This window comes from Kurthia zopfii (genome assembly GCF_003143955.1).
Taxonomy (GTDB): Bacteria; Bacillota; Bacilli; order Bacillales_A; family Planococcaceae; genus Kurthia; species Kurthia zopfii.
This window is the reverse complement of record NZ_QFVS01000020.1, coordinates 34,210-52,107: the sequence shown is the minus strand read 5'-3', so window position 1 is coordinate 52,107 and position 17,898 is coordinate 34,210. Positions and strand designations below refer to the sequence as shown.

The following is a 17,898-nucleotide window of genomic DNA, read 5'->3' as shown; positions in this document are numbered from 1 at the left end:
ATTTTCTAAAGTCATTTTAATTTGGCGTGCTCCTTTTTTGCGTCCTCGGAAGTGATATGCCTTTAAAATGATCTCTTTTACTGCTTCATCGGATTCCTCTTTAGCTGTGCGCTTCTGTTCTGATTTTTCCGTGAAGTAGTTATAGTAACCTGAACGAGATACCTCCATTACGCTACATAAATAGCTCACCATACGCTTTAATTTGTATTTCTTTATCGTGCGCTGGATGAGTTCAAACTTTAATTCTGGGGCAATTTTTATTTCTTCTTCATCTGCCTTTCGAGTAGATCGAGCTTTTTTAGGAGTTCATTTTCTGCTTCAAGTAATCGAGTTTTTGCTTCTAATCGAGCAATCTTTTCTTCTAGACTTAATTCACGTTCAGACGAGCGACCTGAATTTATCTTTCGTGTATCTTGAAGACCTTCAACCCCCGATTTATGATAAGCTTTGCGCCAACGTTTTCCAGCAGATTTAACACGTTCAAGACCAATTAATTCAATGTCTAAACCTGCCTTTTCAAAGATTTCACGTGGTACTTTCCCTTTCTCATATTCTGCAATAAAGTGTCGTTTAAATGCATCCGTATATGTAATTGCTTTTTCACTTACAGCTTGTACATTGGGATTACATTTTAATTGTTCTTGTTGTTCTCTAGTAAAATATAATTTAGTCATTCTAATCCACTCCAACATCTTTTTTTTTTCATTATAAACAAAAGTACCCTATCAGAGGACTTTTTTCAAAGTGTCTATCTGATAGGGTACATTTTACGAAGTGAGAAAGGCTTTTTGAAAACTCGATAATCGAATGATTAACGTTTTGAGAACTGAGGTGCACGACGAGCGCCGCGTAGACCTGGTTTTTTACGTTCTTTCATACGAGGGTCACGAGTAAGTAATCCTGCTGATTTAAGAGCTGGACGGAAATCAGGGTCAACAGTTAGTAACGCACGAGCGATACCGTGGCGAATAGCGCCAGCTTGACCAGTGAATCCACCACCATTCACGTTTACGTGAATGTCATAGCTACCTAGTGTTTCTGTAGCTACTAATGGTTGTTTAATAATTTCGCGTAAAGATGCGAAAGGAACGTATGTTTCAACGTCGCGGTTGTTAATAACGATTTTGCCTTCGCCTGGTACTAAACGTACGCGGGCAGTTGAGCTTTTACGACGACCTGTGCCGATATATTGAACTTGTGCCAAGGGAATATCCTCCTCTAATAATTATCCGCGAAGCTCGTATGCTTCTGCTTGTTGTGCTGCGTGTGGGTGTTCTGCTCCAGTGTAAACGTGTAGTTTACGGAACATTTGACGGCCTAATGAGTTTTTAGGAAGCATGCCTTTAACAGCAAGTTCCAACATTTGTGTTGGGTACTTCTCTTTCATTTCGCCAGCTGTACGAGTTTTTAAACCACCTGAGTATTGAGTGTGGCGGTAATAAATTTTACCTTGTAATTTGTTACCTGTTAACTCGATTTTGTCTGCATTGATGATGATCACGTGATCACCTGTATCAACGTTTGGTGTGAAAATTGCTTTATGTTTACCACGTAAAATAGCAGCTACTTCTGAAGCTAAGCGACCAAGAGTTTGGCCTTCAGCGTCTACAACTAACCATTTACGTTCTACTTCGTGACCTTTAGCCATGAATGTTGTACGCATTTTAGTATCCTCCTACTAACTAATTGTTCTATAATTCTGTTCCAATTGTTTTCTTTATCCTCAAAAGTTAAGATTCGGGGCTTATCTTGTGGGGTAATGAAAATACCATATGTCATCTTATAATATATTTCAACAAAAGTCAAGCGCTTTGCGAAAAACACCAGGTGATGTTGCTTCACTCTGGATAATAGACTTTTTCAAGATATAAACCTTGTGCTGACGCGGTTTTTCCGGCCTTTGAACGATCCATAGATGCGACAATTCCTTCCAACTCGGTTGAAATTCTTTTGCCCGTCCCTACTTCCCATAAAGTACCTGCGATGATCCGCACCATATTGTATAAAAAGCCGTTTCCCTCAACTGTCATGTGCAATTCCTCGCCATGCCATTCGAACTCGATTGCCTCTACAGTACGAACTTTATCTTTCACTCCTGTGTTTGCGGCACAGAAAGCAGAAAAATCATGTGTTCCCAAAATATACTGAGCTGCTTCTTTCATTGCAGATACATCTGGCTTCACCCCATTGGTGGGTGTTGCATAAAAACGTCTAAAGGGGCTTTGCACTGACTCACACGACCAAATATAACGGTACCGCTTGCCATGAACGCTAAATCTGGCATGAAAATCAGGTGCAACTTCCTCTACATTTAAAACTCTTATATCTCTAGGGAGTTGAACGTTTAATGCGTGTGCATAACGATCAAGGGGAATGGACAGCGTCGTGTCAAAATGCAACACCTGACCGGTAGCATGTACGCGGGCATCTGTGCGACCACTTGCTGTCACATGGACAATCTCATCACTTTTGTGCATTACTGTCAGTACCTTTTCGATTTCTTCTTGTACAGTCCTTTGTTGCGGCTGTACTTGATATCCCGAAAAATTTGTACCGTCATATGCGATTGTAGCTTTCATTCTTCTTTTCATCGTTATGCAAGTCTCCTAAAAATTCATTCTTAAATAAACTAACGCTACTCCTAATAATACAAGAACTAGTAACGCTATTGTATCACGTATTCCCCATTTTAATTGACGATAACGTGTACGACCTTCTCCACCTCGGTAACCTCTTACTTCCATCGCTGTAGCAAGATCCTCAGCACGTTTGAATGCGCTGACGAATAAAGGAATCAGAAGTGGCACAACTGCTTTAATACGCTCTTTAATTGGCCCTGACGTTACATCCGAGCCTCGAGCCATTTGTGCCTTCATTATTTTATCCGTCTCATCCATTAACGTAGGGATGAATCTTAACGCAATTGACATCATTAATGCAAGTTCGTGAACCGGCACTTTAATTTTTTTCAACGGATTTAATAAAGTTTCTAAACCATCCGTAATTGAAATTGGCGATGTTGTCAGCGTTAAGATCGACGTCATAAATACTAACACTAAAAATCTTGTCGAAATGAAAATACCTTGCTTCAACCCTTCTTCATAAATCTTAATGAAGCCGAGATGTACAATCACATCTCCACCCTTCGTGAAGAAAATATGCAGTAAGAATGTGAAAATCATTAAGATCATCACAGGCTTTAATCCATTGATTAAAAAGTATAAGCGAATACGTGATACGAAAACTACCGCAACTGTAAAAACAATTAGTGCAACATATGTCGGTATATTATTCGCCACAAAAACTAATAAAATGAATGCGAAAACAAAAATCAGTTTAGCTCGTGGATCCATTTTATGAATGAATGAACTCCCGGGAATAAAACGACCAAATATCATTTTCTCCATCATGCTTGATCACGCTCCCGACGAACAACTTTGCCAACTTCTTCAGCTAGTTCTTCCTCAGTAAGGCATAATTTACCCAAATTATGGCCAATTTGCGCTTCAAGACTCTTTTGGAACTGAATAATGTGCGGTACTTCTAAACGGTACTCAGCGAGTTTTTGCGCATCGCTAAATAACTTTCTCGGTTCTCCTTGCATCACACTTCGGCCTTCATGCATAATCGTCATCTCATCTGCATATCTCGCAGCATCTTCCATACTATGCGTTACTAGAATCATTGTTAGATTTCGTTCTTTATGCAATGAATAGAATAACTCCATAATTTCTTGACGACCACGTGGATCTAACCCGGCTGTAGGCTCATCTAATACTACCACTTCTGGTTCCATAGCTAATACCCCAGCAATCGCGACACGACGCATTTGTCCCCCCGATAGATCAAACGGTGACTTCTCTAAAATAGCCTCATCTAATCCAACCATTTGAATAAAATGTTTCGCACGTTTTTGCGCATCTTCTTCAGAAACACCAAAATTCATAGGTCCGAAACATATATCTTTCAATACGGTTTCTTCAAATAGCTGATGTTCTGGAAATTGGAATACGATTCCTACTTTTTGGCGTACTTCTCTTAAATCCTTCTCTTTCTTCCCAGCAACAATCACCTTTTCACCAATTTGAATTTGTCCTTCTGTCGGCTTCAATAAGGCATTTAGGTGCTGTAACACAGTCGATTTACCCGAACCTGTATGCCCGATAATCGCGTGATACTTGCCATTCTCAATGTCTATATTCACCTCATATAGCGCTCTTTTTTCAAAAGGAGTGTCCTTTGCATATGAATAACCTATTTCTTGAAGTTTGATATCCATAGATCATTCACCAACTCTTCTTCTGACATATGAGCTCCTTGAAGATGAACTCCTTCTTTTTGCAATAATCGAGCCATTTTCATAGAGAAAGGTAAGTCTAACCCTAACTTAATTAATTGATCTCCTAGACCAAAAATCTCACTCGGGTTCCCCTCAGCAAATTTCTTACCATTATTCATAAACAGTAGTCGATCCGCCAAAATGGCTTCTTCCAAATCATGCGTTATTGATAAAACAGTCAATCCCGTTTCATCGCGTAACTGTTGTACTATTTCAATTACTTCTTTGCGCCCTTGAGGATCTAACATCGAAGTAGCTTCATCTAAAATTAATAAATTCGGGCGTAAAGCTAATGCACCTGCAATGGCTACACGTTGTTTCTGTCCACCCGAAAGATGCTGTGGCTCATGATCCATAAAAGCATCCATCTGTACTTGTTTTAATGCATTTTCAACTCTGATGACCATATCTTCATAAGGTACACCATTATTTTCTAAAGCAAATGCTACATCATCCTGCACTGTAGCACCGACAAATTGATTGTCTGGGTTTTGAAATACCATCCCTAATTGCGAACGGATATCCCAAATATTAGCCTCATTCATCATTTCTCCAAAAACTTTTACTTCACCCGACTGTGGAAAAAGTAAGCCGTTTATAATACGCGCCAAAGTCGATTTACCTGAGCCATTATGACCCACAATCGCAATCCACTCACCTTCATTAACTGAAAATGTGACATCTTCTACCGCATTTTTAATAATTGGCTGATCTGGATCATATGTGAATGTAATGTTTTGTAATGATAATATCTCTGTCATATGATCATCTCCCCTTGCTAAAAAAATATTCTAGGCTCTACTCATCTATTAAACTTACACTGTTTTATGTTTTTATGCTATAAAGAATTTTCTATGTATAAAAATAGAGCCAATCACTAAGATAGATCATCCCCAATATACAAAGAATCTCGCCTTAACAATTAACCCTAAATTTGTCGTAATGAAATAAAAAAGCGCGCACCCCATTCAAGAGAAATGCGCAAAATCGTATATTCTCACCATTCAAAGTTGCTCAGACCATGAAAGGAATGGGGTGCGTAGAGCTAAACGAGACAGCACTTATGTCCGCTCATCATAACGCTCGGCTTTTAAATTTGTCGTATAAATCTTATATGTTTTATAAAAAAGAGGGTGCAAAGTTCAATTTGCGTGAACAAGTACACCCTCTATCGCATTCGTTAATGATTAAACTAGTTCAATCACAACTACAGGCGCACCGTCACCACGGCGAGGTCCCATTTTCATAATGCGAGTATAACCGCCTTGACGGTCAGCGTAGCGTGGTGCTACATCATCAAACAATTTTTGTAGTGCAAAAACTGTTGATTCGTTACCTTCAGCGTCAGTAGTTGTAGCTACTTCGCGACGGATAAATGCTGCCGCTTGGCGACGTGCATGTAAATCACCGCGTTTACCTAAAGTAATCATTTTTTCCACAACTGAGCGTAGTTCTTTCGCACGCGTTTCAGTTGTTTCAATGCGTTCGTTAATGATTAAGTCAGTTGCTAAATCACGTAACATCGCTTTACGTTGAGAACTTGTACGTCCAAGTTTTCTGTAACCCATGGATGTTTCCCTCCTTCGTTCAAATACTGATCATACTTATTTTATAAAATCGCTTAGTCTTCTTCGCGTAATCCTAAACCAAGCTCTTCTAACTTAGCTTTTACTTCTTCTAATGATTTACGACCTAAGTTACGAACTTTCATCATATCGTCTTCAGACTTGTTAGCAAGCTCAAGAACGGTATTGATACCAGCGCGTTTTAGGCAGTTGTAAGAACGAACAGAAAGATCAAGCTCTTCGATAGTCATCTCTAATACTTTTTCTTTTTGATCCTCTTCTTTTTCAACCATGATTTCAGCTGTTTTAGCTTCATCAGTTAAACCAACGAAGATATTTAGATGCTCTGTTAAAATCTTAGCACCTAGTGAAATCGCCTCTTTTGGACCGATGCTGCCATCTGTCCACACATCTAGTGAAAGTTTATCGAAGTCAGACGATTGTCCAACACGAGTATTTTCCACAGTGAAGTTGACGCGTGAAACTGGAGTGTAAATAGAGTCGATCGGGATAACGCCGATAGGAAGATCCTCGCGTTTGTTTTGATCAGCTGGAGTATATCCACGCCCACGTTGTGCATGCATACGCATACGTAGGTGACCATTTTTAGCAACAGTAGCGATATATAAATCTGGGTTTAACACTTCCACATCACTGTCATGCATAATATCAGCAGCTGTGATTACACCTTCACCAGAAAAATCAATCTCAATAACTTTCTCTTCATCAGAGTAAATTTTTAATGCTAATTTTTTCAGGTTTAAGATAATTGAAGCGACATCTTCTACAACACCCTCAATAGTTGAGAATTCGTGAAGAACGCCGTCAATTTGAATTGAAGTAATAGCAGCTCCTGGTAAAGAAGACAGAAGAATGCGACGTAGTGAATTACCCAAAGTAGTACCATAACCACGTTCAAGTGGTTCTACAACAAATTTGCCATATTTAAGGTCATTACTGATCTCAACGGTTTCAATCTTTGGTTTTTCAATTTCGATCATTCAATTTACCCTCCTTAAAAACATCGAATATATATCTATTTCAACATAAAATTAAATGTCATTCAATCTTAACGATATTAAATATATTTGTACATTAAATCCAGTCGACTATGCAACAGAGATAAAATTATACGCGACGACGTTTTGGTGGGCGGCAACCATTATGAGGAACTGGAGTTACATCTTTAATAGCTGTAACTTCTAAACCTGCAGCTTGAAGTGCACGAATTGCAGCTTCACGACCTGCACCAGGACCTTTAACAGTTACTTCTAACGTTTTTAAACCGTTTTCCATTGCAGTTTTAGCAGCTGTTTCAGCAGCCATTTGAGATGCGAATGGAGTAGATTTACGTGATCCACGGAAACCTAATGCACCAGCAGAAGACCAAGAAATTGCGTTACCTTGAACATCTGTGATGGTTACGATTGTATTGTTAAATGTAGAACGGATGTGAGCAATACCAGATTCGATATTCTTTTTCACACGACGTTTACGTGATTGTTGTTTACGTACCATGTTAAGAAGAAACCTCCTTTACTTATTAATTATTTTTTCTTGTTCGCAACAGTTTTACGAGGACCTTTACGCGTACGCGCATTGTTCTTCGTATTTTGTCCACGAACTGGTAAACCACGACGGTGACGGATACCTCGGAATGAACCGATTTCCATTAGACGTTTAATGTTAAGTGAGATTTCACGACGTAAGTCACCCTCAACTTTATGTTTATCTAATTGTTCACGGATTTGGTTTAATTGATCTTCAGTTAGATCTTTTACACGAGTATCTTCTGCAACACCAGCGTCTGCAAGAACTTGCTTAGCAGTTGTGTTACCGATACCGTAAATGTATGTTAATGAAATTACAACGCGTTTTTCGCGTGGAATGTCAACACCTGCAATACGTGCCATGTACGATGTGCACCTCCTTAGGAATTATCCTTGTTTTTGTTTGTGTTTAGGATTTTCACAGATTACCATTACTTTACCGCGTCGACGAATAACTTTACATTTTTCGCAGATCGGTTTTACTGATGGTCTTACTTTCATCTTAACCTAACCTCCTTAGTGGTCCGGAGTGCAAAAGATTATTTAAAACGGTATGTGATACGACCGCGTGTTAAGTCATAAGGAGATAATTCAATCGTAACTTTATCTCCTGGTAAAATACGAATAAAGTGCATACGAATTTTGCCAGATACATGCGCAAGTACTGTATGACCATTTTCTAATTCTACCTTAAACATCGCGTTTGGCAAAGTTTCAAGAACTGTGCCTTCGATTTCAATTACATCGTCTTTCGCCATCGAGCCTGTCTCCCTTCTATATGCAATTCAGGTTCTCATCGTCAAATTCAAACGGAATTTGCTGCAAGTTTCATCTTAAACAAGATAATCCGCATCAACATTGGGTTTGGTTTATGAGGATGTTCGAAAGACGTTCATCAGGTTTCGCATCTCATAATCCCAGGATATAATGTCCCCGGAGAACTTGTATCCCTTAATGTCAACACGATCACCCGGAATGTCCTAGATGAGATCCTGCATACCTGTTATAAACAGATATTTTCACGAAACCCATTATACCCTGTTCGAATACCGATTGCATCAAGGAAAAAGGGTATCCTTTAAACGAAACAATCCATTCTTCAGTGCATAGACCGGGCACAATATGCTTTTGCAGCTCTCGAAAATTAACTTTCCGTTGTGCCACCGCATACTACCTTGCCTCAGCAAAATTTCAATGCGCCCGAGACACGGGTTATTAGTTGCGGCTGCTCTTTAAAAGAGCGTCTACATCAGCAAACACTACATTAATATCTTTTTGGCCATCAATATCGGTTAGAACATTTTTGGCTTTATAGAAATCTAATAATGGTTGTGATTGCTTAATATTTACTTCCAGACGGTTATTAACTGTTTCTGGATTATCGTCTGCTCTTTGATAAAGTTCTCCTCCATCTTTGTCACATTTCCCTTCCTCTTTTGGAGGATTGAAAATTAAGTGATAAGATGAACCACATACTTTACAGATACGACGACCTGTTAGACGTTTAACCAATTCATCCTTCGCTACTTCAATGTTTATCACATGTTCAACTGACTTACCAAGAGCAGATAAAATATTATCTAATTCTTCAGCTTGTTCAATTGTACGCGGAAAACCATCTAGTAAGAATCCTTGATCACAATCAGGTTGGCTTAAGCGCTCGCGAACGATTCCAATCGTAACTTCATCTGGAACTAAAGCCCCTTTATCCATATACGATTTTGCTTCTAAGCCTAATTCCGTGCTGTTACTAATAGCAGCTCGGAACATATCGCCTGTAGAAATATGAGGGATATCGTACTTCTCAACAATTTTGTCTGCTTGAGTACCTTTACCAGCACCAGGCAAACCCATTAAAACGATATTCATACGGTGAGCCCCCTCTATTTTCTTAAATGAAGGCTTTAGGGAACAAAAGATGCTCCTTTTAAACCAACTTTTATTTCATAAAACCTTTATAGTGACGTTTTACCAATTGAGATTCAAGTTGTTTCATTGTTTCCAGTGCAACACCAACAACGATAATCAAACTTGTACCACCAATTTGTGCTGATTGTGGAAGATTTCCGATGTTTACGAATAAAATCGGTAAAATTGCCACGATCGACAAGTAAATTGCCCCAACAAAAGTTAAGCGATATAAGACACTTGTTAAATAACTTTCAGTACTTTTACCCGGTCGAATACCTGGAATATAAGCACCTTGTTTCTTCAAGTTGTCCGCTACTTTCTCCGGATTCACTTGTACGAATGCATAGAAATACGTAAACGCAATAATTAGTGCAACGTAGATTAACATACCTACTGGTTTTGAATAATCAAAAGTGTTCGCGATGATTGTAGCTGTTTTGCTATCACCAAAGAAAGAAGCAATGGTTCTTGGAGTTACGATAAACGCAACAGCGAAGATTACTGGAATTACACCAGCAGCATTGACTTTAAGTGGTAAATGCGATTGTTGTGCTCCTCTAGCAGCGCTTGTTCCTTTAGCGTATTGAATTGGAATCTTACGATCCGCTTGTTGGAAGTAAATTACCCCAACGACAATAATTAAAGCTGCAAGTGCAACTAAAGCAATTTTAACGATGTTGATGAACATTTGATCACCAGCATTTTCAAATTGTTGAGCGTAAATCTGATTTACTGTTGTCGGTAAAGCTGCAACAATCCCTGCAAAGATAATAATGGAAATACCATTACCAACACCTTTTTCAGTAATTTGTTCACCTAACCATAAAAGGAAAGCTGTACCAGCAGTTAATACGATGGCAATTGTAAAGTAAGTAAGGATTCCTTCGTCTTGAATCAAAGAACCACCATACATACGGTTGAAACCATAAGACATAGCGATTGATTGAATGAAAGCTAGGATGATTGCAAAATAACGTGTAAATTGCGCACTCTTTTTACGACCTGCTTCACCTTGTTTTGACCATTCGGTAAACTTCTTAACAACATCCATTTGCAACAGTTGAACAATAATTGAGGCTGTAATGTAAGGCATAATCCCCATTGCGAAAATAGAGAAGTTTTGTAATGCCCCACCACCAAATGTATTTAGGAAACCAACTAAACTATATTGATCAGTTTGTTTTAATACATCAGCGTCCACATTTGGCACTGGTACAAATGTTCCTATTCGGAACACAACCAGCATCAAAAGTGTAAAAATGATTTTATTTCGTATATCTCTCACACGTAAGAAGTTCGAGATTGTCTGAAACATTAAATCACCTCAGTATTGCCGCCCGCATTTTCGATAGCTTCTTTAGCAGAAGCAGAGAATTTGTGGGCCTTGATAGAAAGCTTTTTATCAAGTGTTCCATTACCTAGAATCTTGATACCAGATTTTTCATTGCCTACAACACCAGTTTCAACTAGTAAAGCTGGAGTAACTTCTGTGCCTTCTTCAAAACGATTTAAAGCGTCAAGGTTTACAATAGCAAACTCTTTACGGTTAATGTTTGTGAAGCCGCGTTTTGGTAAACGACGGAATAAAGGGTTTTGACCACCTTCAAAGCCGGGACGTACGCCGCCGCCTGAACGTGAGTTTTGACCTTTATGACCGCGACCAGATGTTTTACCGTTACCTGTCGCCATACCACGACCTACACGATTACGTTCTTTACGTGAACCAGCAGCTGGTTCTAACTCATGAAGTTTCATTATTAGATGGCACCTCCTTATGTTTTAAATTTTAATTATTTTTCAGTAACTGTTACTAAGTGAGCTACTTTAGCGATCGCACCGCGAACAGCAACGTTATCGTTGTGTTCAACAGTTTGATTCATTTTACGTAAACCTAATGCTTCAGCAGTAGCTTTTTGACCTGGTTTAATACCGATTAGGCTTCTAGTTAGGGTAACTTCTAATTTTGTTGTCATAGTAATTTCCCCCCCTTAACCTAAGATCTCTTCTACTGATTTACCGCGAAGTTTTGCAACTTCTTCAACATTTTTAAGTTCAGTTAAACCTTGGATAGTAGCGCGTACCATGTTAATAGGAGTGTTTGAACCTAAAGATTTTGAAAGGATATCAGTAATACCAGCAAGTTCTAATACAGCACGAACTGGTCCACCAGCGATTACTCCTGTACCAGGAGCAGCAGGTTTGATCATGATGTTACCTGCACCGAATTTACCCATGATTAAATGAGGTGTAGTACCACCAACACGTGGAACTTCCACTAGGTTTTTCTTCGCATCTTCTACAGCTTTACGAATAGCATCAGGTACTTCTTGAGCTTTACCTGTACCAAAACCTACATGGCCATTGCGGTCTCCGACTACTACTAATGCAGTAAAACGGAAACGACGTCCACCTTTTACAACTTTAGCTACGCGGTTGATTGTAACAACGCGCTCTTCAAGTTCTAGTTTGTTTGCGTCAATAATGTGACCCATGAAATGTGTACCTCCTTCTTATTAAAATTCTAAACCGTTTTCGCGAGCAGCTTCAGCTAAAGCTTTAACGCGTCCGTGGTATAAGTAACCGCCACGGTCGAAAACAACAGCTTTGATGTTTTTCTCAGCAGCTTTTTTAGCGATAGTTTCCCCAATTTTAGATGCAGCTTCTACGTTTCCAGCAGAACCGTCGAAACCTTTATCCATAGTTGAAGCAGAAACTAATGTTACGCCTTGAGCATCGTCAATGATTTGAGCGTAGATGTTTTTATTAGAACGGTACACATTTAAACGAGGACGTTGTGTAGTACCAGAAATTTTTGAACGTACGCGAGCATGACGTTTTTTACGAACTTGATTCTTATCTTGTTTCGTAATCACAAAAGGTCACTCCTTTCTAATGCTATGCAGCATTATTTACCTGTTTTACCTTCTTTGCGACGAACGTATTCGCCTTCGTAACGGATCCCTTTACCTTTATAAGGTTCTGGTGGACGAACGTCACGGATGTTAGATGCTAAAGCACCAACTTGTTCTTTAGAAATACCTTTAACAATAATTTTAGTGTTAGCAGGTACTTCAACTTCGACACCTTCTTCTGGTGTGAACTCTACTGGATGAGAGTAACCAACGTTAAGTACTAGTTTTTTGCCTTGTAATTGAGCACGGTAACCTACACCGATAAGTTCTAACGATTTAGAGAATCCTTCAGATACACCAGTTACCATGTTAGCAAGTAACGCACGTGTTGTACCGTGGTTAGTACGGTGCTCTTTAGATTCAGAAGGACGAGTGATTGTGATCACGTTACCTTCGATTTCAATTTTCATATCTTTGTGGAAAGAACGAACTAATTCGCCTTTTGGCCCTTTAACAGTTGCTACGTTATCAGCGTTTACTGTAACTGTAACACCTGCAGGTACCTCGATTGGTTTTTTACCTACGCGAGACATTTAATGTTGCACCTCCATTCATTTGTTGCTTATTACCAAACGTATGCTAAGATTTCGCCGCCAACTTTTTTAGCGCGAGCTTCTTTATCAGTTAATAGACCGTTTGAAGTAGAAACTAAAGCGATTCCTAGACCGTTAAGTACACGTGGTACTTCTTCAGTTTTAGCGTATACGCGTAAACCTGGTTTAGAAATACGTTTTAAACCTGTAATAACACGTTCGTTATTTTGACCGTATTTTAAGAAGATACGGATAATTCCTTGTTTGTCGTCTTCAACATACTCAACATCACGTACAAAACCTTCACGCTTTAAGATTTCAGCGATCTCTTTTTTGATATTAGAAGCAGGAAGCTCTAATTTTTCGTGACGTACCATGTTCGCGTTACGTACGCGAGTTAGCATGTCTGCAATTGGATCTGTCATTGTCATTACATTTACCTCCTTCCCAAATTAGGGGATTACCAGCTGGCTTTTTTCACGCCAGGAATTTGTCCCTTGTAAGCAAGTTCTCGGAAACAAATACGGCAAAGTTTGAATTTGCGGTATACAGAGTGTGGACGGCCACAGCGTTCACAGCGTGTGTATTCTTGAACTTTGAATTTCGAACCGCGTTGTTGCTTGATGATCATAGATTTTTTAGCCACGATCTCGCCTCCCTTTTTATTTTTGGAATGGCATACCGAATTGTGTTAACAACTCGCGAGCTTCTTCGTCAGAGTTCGCAGTAGTAACGATAACGATATCCATACCGCGTACTTTTGATACTTTATCATAGTCGATTTCCGGGAAAATTAATTGTTCCTTAACACCTAGAGTGTAGTTACCGCGACCATCGAATGCTTTTTTAGAAACACCACGGAAGTCACGTACACGTGGAAGAGAAACAGCGATTAATTTATCTAAGAAGTCATACATACGTTCTCCACGTAATGTAACTTTCGCACCGATTGGCATACCTTCACGTAGACGGAAGCCTGCGATAGATTTCTTCGCTTTTGTTACTACTGGTTTTTGACCAGTGATTAAAGCTAATTCTTCAACAGCAGTATCAAGAACTTTAGAGTTTTGAACAGCGTCACCAACACCCATGTTCACAACGATTTTCTCAACTTTTGGTACTTGCATTACTGATGTATATTCAAACTTGCTCATTAGAGCAGATGATACTTCGTTTACAAATTTGTCTTTTAGGCGGCTCATTTGTATACCTCCCTTCTATTACTTTTAGTCGATTACTTTACCTGATTTTTTTGCAATACGAACTTTATTGCCATCTTCCGTTTTATAACCTACGCGAGTCGGCTCGCCAGTTTTCGGATCGATTAACATTACGTTCGATACGTGGATTGCAGCCTCTTGGCTAACAATTCCGCCTTGTGGATTTAGTTGGTTAGGTTTAACGTGTTTTTTAACAATATTGATACCTTCAACTAAAACGCGATCTTTCTTCGGAATTGCAGATAAGATAACACCTTCTTTGCCTTTATCTTTACCTGAAATTACTTTTACTTTATCGCCTTTTTTAACGTGCATTTGTCGCACCTCCTTGATGGCTACTTTCATTTAATTAATTAAAGAACTTCCGGAGCTAATGAAACGATTTTCATGAAGCTACTATCGCGAAGTTCGCGAGCAACTGGTCCGAAAATACGAGTTCCACGTGGTGCTTTATCATCACGAATGATTACGCATGCGTTCTCATCGAATTTGATATAAGTACCATCTTTACGGCGAGCACCGCTCTTAGTACGAACGATTACAGCTTTAACTACTTCGCCCTTCTTGACAACGCCACCTGGTGTTGCTTTCTTAACTGTACAAACGATAACATCACCGATGTTAGCTGTTTTACGGCCAGAACCACCAAGGACTTTGATTGTTAGTACCTCTTTAGCGCCAGAGTTGTCGGCAACTTTCAAACGACTTTCTTGTTGAATCACTTAGGTTACCTCCCTTCGGATCTTGTGTTCCGAAATTATTTAGATAATAACCGCTTTTTCTACAACTTCAACTAAACGGAAACGTTTAGTAGCTGATAGCGGACGAGTTTCCATAATACGTACGATGTCTCCAACATTTGCTGTGTTGTTTTCATCATGCGCCTTGAACTTTTTAGAGTATTTTACACGTTTACCGTAAAGCGAATGTTTCTTATGAGTTTCAACCAATACTGTGATTGTTTTATCCATTTTGTCAGAAACAACACGGCCTGTGTAAACTTTGCGTTGATTACGCTCAGTCATGCTTGCAAACCTCCTTTATCAGTTAAATAGCACTGATTTCTCTTTGACGAATAACAGTCTTCATACGAGCGATAGTTTTACGTACCTCACGAATACGAGCTGTGTTTTCTAATTGACCAGTCGCTAATTGGAAGCGAAGGTTGAAAAGCTCTTCTTTCAGTGATTTTACTTTATCTTCAATTTCAATACTTGTAAGTTCACGGATATCATTAGCTTTCATTAGATTCACCACCAATTTCTTCACGTTTAACAATTTTACACTTAACAGGCAACTTGTGTGCAGCTAAGCGAAGTGCTTCACGAGCGATTTCTTCAGAAACCCCACCGATTTCAAACATAATACGACCTGGTTTTACAACTGCTACCCAACCTTCAGGAGCACCTTTACCAGAACCCATACGTACTTCTAGAGGCTTTTTAGTATATGGTTTGTGCGGGAAAATGTTAATCCATACTTTACCGCCACGTTTTGTATAACGTGTCATAGCGATACGTGCTGCTTCAATTTGACGGTTAGTGATCCAGCTTGCTGTTTGAGCTTGTAAGCCGTATTCACCAAAGCTAATTGTTGTGCCGCCTTTTGATTGGCCACGCATGTTACCACGGTGTACACGACGGTATTTAACGCGTTTTGGCAATAACATAATTATTTGCCTCCTTCCACAGACTTCTTAGTTGGAAGTACTTCTCCACGGTAGATCCATACTTTAACACCTAACTTACCATAAGTAGTGTCAGCTTCAGCGTGAGCATAATCAATGTCAGCGCGAAGTGTATGAAGTGGAACAGTTCCTTCACTATAATGCTCAGCACGAGCGATGTCAGCGCCACCTAAACGACCAGATACTTGAGTTTTGATACCTTTAGCACCTGCACGGATAGTGCGTTGAAGAGTTTGTTTTTGTGCACGACGGAATGATACACGATTTTCTAATTGACGAGCGATGTTCTCAGCAACTAGTTTTGCATCAAGATCAGCACGTTTGATTTCAACGATGTTGATGTGTACGCGTTTGCCAGTCATAGCATTAAGGTTTTTACGAAGTGATTCTACTTCAGTACCACCCTTACCAATAACCATACCTGGTTTAGCTGTACTAATTGTGATGTTTAGTTTATTAGCAGCACGTTCAATTTCAACTTTAGAAACTGATGCTTCTTTTAGAGCTTTTTCAATGTAGTTACGTACTTTGATATCTTCGTGAAGTAATGTCGCGTAGTCCTTCTCAGCGTACCAGCGAGATTCCCAATCACGGATGACACCAACACGTAAACCTATTGGATGTACTTTTTGACCCACGGATTATCCCTCCTTCTTCTCAGATACCACTAGAGTAATGTGGCTTGTACGTTTGTTGATCGCACTTGCACGACCTTGTGCGCGTGGACGGAAACGTTTTAATGTTGGACCTTCGTCTACGAATACTTCAGAAACGATTAGGCTGTTTACATCTAAATCATAATTGTGCTCTGCGTTTGCGATTGCTGAGTTTAAAACTTTTTCCACTACAGGCGATGCTGCTTTTGGAGTATGTTTTAAAATAGCGATTGCTTCGCCGATTTGCTTACCTCTAATTAAGTCTACTACTAGACGTACCTTACGAGGAGCAATGCGAACTGTGCGAGCGATAGCTTTAGCTTGTTGCATTAGGATTAACCTCCCCTCTTAATTAGCGTACTGATGTCTTCTTGTCATCTGCACCGTGACCTTTATAAGCACGTGTTGGTGCGAATTCGCCAAGTTTATGACCTACCATATCTTCAGTCACGTATACTGGAACATGCTTGCGTCCGTCGTATACAGCGATTGTTAAACCGATGAAGTTCGGGAAGATTGTAGAGCGGCGAGACCAAGTTTTGATAACTTGTTTTTTCTCAGAATCTTGTTGTGCTTCAACTTTAGTTAATAAGTGAGCGTCAACAAATGGTCCTTTTTTCAAACTACGACCCATTTTGGAGCCTCCCTCTGTGATTCCACCACGGTTCGTCCTGTGAACCGTAGTCTAATCACTTTATTTTTTGCGACGACGAATGATAAGTTTGTCGGATTTAGCGCGTTTGTTACGAGTTTTGTAACCAAGTGCTGGTTTACCCCATGGAGTCATTGGAGACTTACGTCCGATTGGAGCTTTACCTTCACCACCACCATGTGGGTGATCGTTAGGGTTCATTACAGAACCACGTACAGTTGGGCGTTTACCCATCCAACGTTTACGTCCTGCTTTACCAATGTGGATAAGTTCGTGTTGTTCGTTACCAACAGCGCCAATAGTAGCACGGCAAGTAGCAAGAATCATACGTACTTCACCAGATTGTAAGCGTACAATTACGTATTTTCCTTCTTTACCAAGTACTTGAGCTGAAGTACCTGCAGAACGTACTAATTGTCCACCTTTACCAGGTTTCATTTCGATGTTATGGATTGTAGTACCCATTGGGATATTAGATAGAGGTAAAGCGTTACCTACTTTAATATCAACTTCAGGTCCTGAAATAACTTCCATACCTACTTTAATGCCTTTTGGTGCAATGATATAACATTTTTCACCATCAGCGTAATGAATTAATGCAATGTTAGCAGATCGGTTTGGATCATACTCAACAGTAGCGACTTTACCCGGAATACCATCTTTGATACGTTTGAAATCAATGATACGGTATTGACGTTTATGTCCACCACCATTATGACGAACAGTGATTTTACCCTGGTTATTACGACCAGCTTTACGTTTTGTAGATTCTAATAAAGATTTCTCAGGTTTATTAGTAGTAATCTCCGCAAAGTCAGATGTAGTCATGTTACGACGTCCATTTGTGGTAGGTTTGTACTTTTTAATCGCCAT

The 17,898-nt window shown here is 39.5% G+C and carries 32 protein-coding genes and 1 pseudogene; all 33 read right to left on the bottom strand.

Going from position 1 to position 17,898, the window contains the following annotated elements; all coding sequences use genetic code 11:
* A pseudogene (locus DF281_RS14825) lies at positions 1–192 on the bottom strand (IS3 family transposase); the annotation flags it as partial.
* Between the two features lie 65 nt (positions 193–257).
* Positions 258–674, bottom strand: coding sequence for an HTH domain-containing protein (locus DF281_RS08675; RefSeq protein ID WP_109349860.1), 417 nt, complete (start codon positions 672–674; stop codon positions 258–260).
* A 137-nt stretch (positions 675–811) separates the two neighbouring features.
* Positions 812–1,204, bottom strand: a complete 393-nt coding sequence (rpsI, locus tag DF281_RS08670) for a 30S ribosomal protein S9 (RefSeq protein WP_109349859.1) — start codon at positions 1,202–1,204, stop codon at positions 812–814.
* Positions 1,205–1,225: 21 nt separating this feature from the next.
* The gene (rplM, locus tag DF281_RS08665) at positions 1,226–1,663 is read right to left on the bottom strand and encodes a 50S ribosomal protein L13 (RefSeq protein ID WP_109349858.1); all 438 of its coding nucleotides are present in this window, start codon (positions 1,661–1,663) and stop codon (positions 1,226–1,228) included.
* Positions 1,664–1,838: 175 nt separating this feature from the next.
* On the bottom strand, positions 1,839–2,591 hold the full coding sequence (gene truA, locus DF281_RS08660; RefSeq protein ID WP_109349857.1) for a tRNA pseudouridine(38-40) synthase TruA: 753 nt from the start codon (positions 2,589–2,591) through the stop codon (positions 1,839–1,841).
* A 15-nt stretch (positions 2,592–2,606) separates the two neighbouring features.
* Entirely contained in the window at positions 2,607–3,410 is an 804-nt protein-coding gene (locus DF281_RS08655) for an energy-coupling factor transporter transmembrane component T family protein (RefSeq protein WP_109349856.1), read from the bottom strand.
* Entirely contained in the window at positions 3,407–4,279 is an 873-nt protein-coding gene (locus DF281_RS08650; protein ID WP_109349855.1) for an energy-coupling factor ABC transporter ATP-binding protein, read from the bottom strand. Before DF281_RS08650 ends, DF281_RS08655 begins: the two co-directional genes overlap by 4 nt.
* Entirely contained in the window at positions 4,255–5,100 is an 846-nt protein-coding gene (locus DF281_RS08645) for an energy-coupling factor ABC transporter ATP-binding protein (protein ID WP_109349854.1), read from the bottom strand. Before DF281_RS08645 ends, DF281_RS08650 begins: the two co-directional genes overlap by 25 nt.
* Positions 5,101–5,526: 426 nt before the next feature.
* Positions 5,527–5,907 (bottom strand): 50S ribosomal protein L17, encoded by a 381-nt coding sequence (rplQ, locus tag DF281_RS08640; RefSeq protein WP_109349853.1) that lies wholly within the window; start codon positions 5,905–5,907, stop codon positions 5,527–5,529.
* A gap of 53 nt (positions 5,908–5,960) precedes the next feature.
* Complete coding sequence (locus tag DF281_RS08635; RefSeq protein ID WP_109349852.1) at positions 5,961–6,905, bottom strand: DNA-directed RNA polymerase subunit alpha; 945 nt, start codon at positions 6,903–6,905, stop codon at positions 5,961–5,963.
* A gap of 127 nt (positions 6,906–7,032) precedes the next feature.
* Positions 7,033–7,422 carry a 30S ribosomal protein S11 gene (gene rpsK, locus DF281_RS08630; RefSeq protein WP_109349851.1) on the bottom strand — a complete coding sequence of 130 codons (390 nt, stop codon included), beginning with the start codon at positions 7,420–7,422 and terminating at the stop codon, positions 7,033–7,035.
* A gap of 29 nt (positions 7,423–7,451) precedes the next feature.
* On the bottom strand, positions 7,452–7,817 hold the full coding sequence (gene rpsM, locus DF281_RS08625) for a 30S ribosomal protein S13 (RefSeq protein ID WP_109349850.1): 366 nt from the start codon (positions 7,815–7,817) through the stop codon (positions 7,452–7,454).
* Between the two features lie 24 nt (positions 7,818–7,841).
* A complete protein-coding gene (gene rpmJ / locus DF281_RS08620; protein ID WP_000868344.1) occupies positions 7,842–7,955 on the bottom strand; it encodes a 50S ribosomal protein L36 in 114 nt (37 codons plus the stop codon).
* Between the two features lie 38 nt (positions 7,956–7,993).
* Positions 7,994–8,212, bottom strand: coding sequence for a translation initiation factor IF-1 (infA, locus tag DF281_RS08615; protein ID WP_010290388.1), 219 nt, complete (start codon positions 8,210–8,212; stop codon positions 7,994–7,996).
* A 457-nt stretch (positions 8,213–8,669) separates the two neighbouring features.
* The gene (locus DF281_RS08610) at positions 8,670–9,323 is read right to left on the bottom strand and encodes an adenylate kinase (protein WP_109349849.1); all 654 of its coding nucleotides are present in this window, start codon (positions 9,321–9,323) and stop codon (positions 8,670–8,672) included.
* Positions 9,324–9,393: 70 nt separating this feature from the next.
* Positions 9,394–10,680 carry a preprotein translocase subunit SecY gene (gene secY, locus DF281_RS08605; RefSeq protein ID WP_109349848.1) on the bottom strand — a complete coding sequence of 429 codons (1,287 nt, stop codon included), beginning with the start codon at positions 10,678–10,680 and terminating at the stop codon, positions 9,394–9,396.
* Positions 10,680–11,120: a 50S ribosomal protein L15 gene (gene rplO, locus DF281_RS08600; protein WP_109349847.1), complete on the bottom strand. Its 441-nt coding sequence runs from the start codon at positions 11,118–11,120 to the stop codon at positions 10,680–10,682. Before rplO ends, secY begins: the two co-directional genes overlap by 1 nt.
* Before the next feature lie 35 nt (positions 11,121–11,155).
* The gene (rpmD, locus tag DF281_RS08595; protein ID WP_109349846.1) at positions 11,156–11,338 is read right to left on the bottom strand and encodes a 50S ribosomal protein L30; all 183 of its coding nucleotides are present in this window, start codon (positions 11,336–11,338) and stop codon (positions 11,156–11,158) included.
* A gap of 15 nt (positions 11,339–11,353) precedes the next feature.
* Positions 11,354–11,857, bottom strand: coding sequence for a 30S ribosomal protein S5 (gene rpsE / locus DF281_RS08590; protein ID WP_109349845.1), 504 nt, complete (start codon positions 11,855–11,857; stop codon positions 11,354–11,356).
* A gap of 21 nt (positions 11,858–11,878) precedes the next feature.
* Complete coding sequence (rplR, locus tag DF281_RS08585; RefSeq protein WP_109349844.1) at positions 11,879–12,238, bottom strand: 50S ribosomal protein L18; 360 nt, start codon at positions 12,236–12,238, stop codon at positions 11,879–11,881.
* A gap of 32 nt (positions 12,239–12,270) precedes the next feature.
* Positions 12,271–12,810 (bottom strand): 50S ribosomal protein L6, encoded by a 540-nt coding sequence (rplF, locus tag DF281_RS08580; protein ID WP_109349843.1) that lies wholly within the window; start codon positions 12,808–12,810, stop codon positions 12,271–12,273.
* A 32-nt stretch (positions 12,811–12,842) separates the two neighbouring features.
* Complete coding sequence (rpsH, locus tag DF281_RS08575) at positions 12,843–13,241, bottom strand: 30S ribosomal protein S8 (RefSeq protein ID WP_109349842.1); 399 nt, start codon at positions 13,239–13,241, stop codon at positions 12,843–12,845.
* A gap of 29 nt (positions 13,242–13,270) precedes the next feature.
* Positions 13,271–13,456: a type Z 30S ribosomal protein S14 gene (locus tag DF281_RS08570; protein ID WP_068450148.1), complete on the bottom strand. Its 186-nt coding sequence runs from the start codon at positions 13,454–13,456 to the stop codon at positions 13,271–13,273.
* Between the two features lie 16 nt (positions 13,457–13,472).
* Complete coding sequence (rplE, locus tag DF281_RS08565; protein WP_109349841.1) at positions 13,473–14,012, bottom strand: 50S ribosomal protein L5; 540 nt, start codon at positions 14,010–14,012, stop codon at positions 13,473–13,475.
* A 24-nt stretch (positions 14,013–14,036) separates the two neighbouring features.
* Positions 14,037–14,345 (bottom strand): 50S ribosomal protein L24, encoded by a 309-nt coding sequence (gene rplX / locus DF281_RS08560; protein ID WP_109349840.1) that lies wholly within the window; start codon positions 14,343–14,345, stop codon positions 14,037–14,039.
* A gap of 38 nt (positions 14,346–14,383) precedes the next feature.
* The gene (gene rplN, locus DF281_RS08555; protein WP_109349839.1) at positions 14,384–14,752 is read right to left on the bottom strand and encodes a 50S ribosomal protein L14; all 369 of its coding nucleotides are present in this window, start codon (positions 14,750–14,752) and stop codon (positions 14,384–14,386) included.
* Positions 14,753–14,791: 39 nt separating this feature from the next.
* Positions 14,792–15,055: a 30S ribosomal protein S17 gene (gene rpsQ, locus DF281_RS08550; RefSeq protein ID WP_109349838.1), complete on the bottom strand. Its 264-nt coding sequence runs from the start codon at positions 15,053–15,055 to the stop codon at positions 14,792–14,794.
* 22 nt (positions 15,056–15,077) lie between these two features.
* On the bottom strand, positions 15,078–15,275 hold the full coding sequence (gene rpmC / locus DF281_RS08545; RefSeq protein ID WP_109349837.1) for a 50S ribosomal protein L29: 198 nt from the start codon (positions 15,273–15,275) through the stop codon (positions 15,078–15,080).
* Positions 15,265–15,699 (bottom strand): 50S ribosomal protein L16, encoded by a 435-nt coding sequence (gene rplP / locus DF281_RS08540; RefSeq protein ID WP_109349836.1) that lies wholly within the window; start codon positions 15,697–15,699, stop codon positions 15,265–15,267. Before rplP ends, rpmC begins: the two co-directional genes overlap by 11 nt.
* Before the next feature lie 2 nt (positions 15,700–15,701).
* Positions 15,702–16,355 (bottom strand): 30S ribosomal protein S3, encoded by a 654-nt coding sequence (gene rpsC, locus DF281_RS08535; RefSeq protein ID WP_109349835.1) that lies wholly within the window; start codon positions 16,353–16,355, stop codon positions 15,702–15,704.
* A gap of 3 nt (positions 16,356–16,358) precedes the next feature.
* Positions 16,359–16,703 (bottom strand): 50S ribosomal protein L22, encoded by a 345-nt coding sequence (gene rplV, locus DF281_RS08530; protein WP_109349834.1) that lies wholly within the window; start codon positions 16,701–16,703, stop codon positions 16,359–16,361.
* Positions 16,704–16,725: 22 nt separating this feature from the next.
* Positions 16,726–17,007 (bottom strand): 30S ribosomal protein S19, encoded by a 282-nt coding sequence (rpsS, locus tag DF281_RS08525; RefSeq protein ID WP_109349833.1) that lies wholly within the window; start codon positions 17,005–17,007, stop codon positions 16,726–16,728.
* A gap of 60 nt (positions 17,008–17,067) precedes the next feature.
* The gene (gene rplB / locus DF281_RS08520; RefSeq protein WP_109349832.1) at positions 17,068–17,898 is read right to left on the bottom strand and encodes a 50S ribosomal protein L2; all 831 of its coding nucleotides are present in this window, start codon (positions 17,896–17,898) and stop codon (positions 17,068–17,070) included.

Coding starts and splice junctions, on each gene's coding strand:
- DF281_RS08675 (WP_109349860.1), bottom strand. CDS start 674: ATGACTAAATTATATTTTACTAGAGAACAACAAGAACAATTAAAATGT.
- rplM (WP_109349858.1), bottom strand. CDS start 1,663: ATGCGTACAACATTCATGGCTAAAGGTCACGAAGTAGAACGTAAATGG.
- truA (WP_109349857.1), bottom strand. CDS start 2,591: ATGAAAAGAAGAATGAAAGCTACAATCGCATATGACGGTACAAATTTT.
- DF281_RS08655 (WP_109349856.1), bottom strand. CDS start 3,410: ATGATGGAGAAAATGATATTTGGTCGTTTTATTCCCGGGAGTTCATTC.
- DF281_RS08650 (WP_109349855.1), bottom strand. CDS start 4,279: ATGGATATCAAACTTCAAGAAATAGGTTATTCATATGCAAAGGACACT.
- DF281_RS08645 (WP_109349854.1), bottom strand. CDS start 5,100: ATGACAGAGATATTATCATTACAAAACATTACATTCACATATGATCCA.
- rplQ (WP_109349853.1), bottom strand. CDS start 5,907: ATGGGTTACAGAAAACTTGGACGTACAAGTTCTCAACGTAAAGCGATG.
- DF281_RS08635 (WP_109349852.1), bottom strand. CDS start 6,905: ATGATCGAAATTGAAAAACCAAAGATTGAAACCGTTGAGATCAGTAAT.
- rpsK (WP_109349851.1), bottom strand. CDS start 7,422: ATGGTACGTAAACAACAATCACGTAAACGTCGTGTGAAAAAGAATATC.
- rpsM (WP_109349850.1), bottom strand. CDS start 7,817: ATGGCACGTATTGCAGGTGTTGACATTCCACGCGAAAAACGCGTTGTA.
- rpmJ (WP_000868344.1), bottom strand. CDS start 7,955: ATGAAAGTAAGACCATCAGTAAAACCGATCTGCGAAAAATGTAAAGTT.
- infA (WP_010290388.1), bottom strand. CDS start 8,212: ATGGCGAAAGACGATGTAATTGAAATCGAAGGCACAGTTCTTGAAACT.
- DF281_RS08610 (WP_109349849.1), bottom strand. CDS start 9,323: ATGAATATCGTTTTAATGGGTTTGCCTGGTGCTGGTAAAGGTACTCAA.
- secY (WP_109349848.1), bottom strand. CDS start 10,680: ATGTTTCAGACAATCTCGAACTTCTTACGTGTGAGAGATATACGAAAT.
- rplO (WP_109349847.1), bottom strand. CDS start 11,120: ATGAAACTTCATGAGTTAGAACCAGCTGCTGGTTCACGTAAAGAACGT.
- rpmD (WP_109349846.1), bottom strand. CDS start 11,338: ATGACAACAAAATTAGAAGTTACCCTAACTAGAAGCCTAATCGGTATT.
- rpsE (WP_109349845.1), bottom strand. CDS start 11,857: ATGGGTCACATTATTGACGCAAACAAACTAGAACTTGAAGAGCGCGTT.
- rplF (WP_109349843.1), bottom strand. CDS start 12,810: ATGTCTCGCGTAGGTAAAAAACCAATCGAGGTACCTGCAGGTGTTACA.
- rpsH (WP_109349842.1), bottom strand. CDS start 13,241: ATGACAATGACAGATCCAATTGCAGACATGCTAACTCGCGTACGTAAC.
- rplE (WP_109349841.1), bottom strand. CDS start 14,012: ATGAGCCGCCTAAAAGACAAATTTGTAAACGAAGTATCATCTGCTCTA.
- rplX (WP_109349840.1), bottom strand. CDS start 14,345: ATGCACGTTAAAAAAGGCGATAAAGTAAAAGTAATTTCAGGTAAAGAT.
- rpsQ (WP_109349838.1), bottom strand. CDS start 15,055: ATGACTGAGCGTAATCAACGCAAAGTTTACACAGGCCGTGTTGTTTCT.
- rpmC (WP_109349837.1), bottom strand. CDS start 15,275: ATGAAAGCTAATGATATCCGTGAACTTACAAGTATTGAAATTGAAGAT.
- rplP (WP_109349836.1), bottom strand. CDS start 15,699: ATGTTATTGCCAAAACGCGTTAAATACCGTCGTGTACACCGTGGTAAC.
- rplV (WP_109349834.1), bottom strand. CDS start 16,703: ATGCAACAAGCTAAAGCTATCGCTCGCACAGTTCGCATTGCTCCTCGT.
- rpsS (WP_109349833.1), bottom strand. CDS start 17,007: ATGGGTCGTAGTTTGAAAAAAGGACCATTTGTTGACGCTCACTTATTA.
- rplB (WP_109349832.1), bottom strand. CDS start 17,898: ATGGCGATTAAAAAGTACAAACCTACCACAAATGGACGTCGTAACATG.